We start from the raw sequence: 302 nt of genomic DNA, 5'->3' as shown, positions 1-302 counted from the left end.
CCCCCCCCCCCCCCCCCCCCCCCCCCCCCCCCCCCCCCCCCCCCCCCCCCCCCCCCCCCCCCCCCCCCCCCCCCCCCCCCCCCCCCCCCCCCCCCCCCCCCCCCTTTCACGCAGAAGACGGCATACGCGATCAGGCGCCATGTCTCGTGGGCTCGGAGATGTGTATAAGAGACAGGCGCGCAATCAGGCCGTGATAGTCGTCCCAGGATACCCACAGGTGCGAGTCATCGTTGATCGGCTGGTTCATCGTGTTCCTCTTCTTGATCATGAATGCGGCGTGAGTTGCCGCTGTCGTGTTCTGT

At 70.9% G+C, this 302-nt stretch carries 1 pseudogene; it reads right to left on the bottom strand.

Going from position 1 to position 302, the window contains the following annotated elements:
* Positions 1-163: 163 nt before the first annotated feature.
* Positions 164-247 (bottom strand): annotated as a pseudogene (locus JHD73_RS28765) (phosphoribosyltransferase); the annotation flags it as partial.
* Between the last annotated feature and the right edge of the window lie 55 nt (positions 248-302).

It is taken from the genome of Ralstonia sp. ASV6 (assembly GCF_016429285.1).
GTDB lineage: Bacteria > Pseudomonadota > Gammaproteobacteria > Burkholderiales > Burkholderiaceae > Ralstonia > Ralstonia flaminis.
This window is presented reverse-complemented; position numbering and strand designations above follow the sequence as displayed.